Raw genomic sequence first — 876 nt, forward strand, 5'->3', positions numbered from 1 at the left:
GCTCCGGCGTGTGCCGTGATCAAGTCGACCGACGTGGTCGTCGAGAGACCGTAGATGAGTCCGTTCAGGACCAGAGGGAGTGGACCCGTGATGACCCGTTCCGCGCGCAGTACCCGCCGGATGCTTCAGGTGACCGGCGTGGGTGCCGCCGCCCTGCTGGCCCTGAGCGCATGTTCCTCCTCCGACGACTCCTCGCCCTCGAAGTCCGGCGCCTCGGTGTCCTCTTCGCCGAAGCTGTCCGGCACGGTGACGGTCTTCGCCGCCGCCTCGCTCAAGGAGAGCTTCACGACCCTGGGCAAGGAGTTCGAGCAGGCCCACCCGGGCACCGAGGTCACCTTCAGCTTCGGCGGCAGCGACAGCCTCGCCGCGAGCATCACCGGTGGGGCCCCGGCGGACGTGTTCGCAGCCGCCAGCCCCAAGACGATGAAGATCGTGACGGACAAGGGTGACGCGGTCGGCACCCCGGCCACCTTCGTGCGCAACCAGCTGGAGATCGCCGCCCTGCCGGGCAACCCCGACAAGGTCTCCTCCCTTAAGGACCTCACCAAGCCCGGCCTGAAGGTCGTCCTGTGCGACAAGACCGTGCCCTGCGGTGCCGCCGCCCAGAAGGCACTGGACGCCAGCGGTCTCAAGCTCACCCCCGTCTCCTACGAGGAGGACGTCAAGTCCGCCCTGAACAAGGTGGTGCTGAAGGAGGCAGACGCGGCGGTCGTCTACAAGACCGATGTGAAGGCGGCGGGTGACAAGGTGGAAGGTGTGGAGTTCCCCGAATCCGCCAAGGCCGTCAACGACTACCCGATCGCCCTGCTCAAGGAGGCGAAGAACGCCGAGGCCGCCAAGGCGTTCATCGCGCTCGTGCAGTCCGCGAAGGGTCAG

At 67.4% G+C, this 876-nt stretch carries 1 protein-coding gene; it reads left to right on the forward strand.

From position 1 onward, the window contains the following. Positions 1–90: 90 nt before the first annotated feature. Positions 91–876: molybdate ABC transporter substrate-binding protein (gene modA, locus JK359_RS38510; protein WP_201844389.1), on the forward strand; the 786-nt coding region annotated here is incomplete at its 3' end.

The organism is Streptomyces actinomycinicus (assembly GCF_016741775.1).
Taxonomy (GTDB): Bacteria; Actinomycetota; Actinomycetes; order Streptomycetales; family Streptomycetaceae; genus Streptomyces; species Streptomyces actinomycinicus.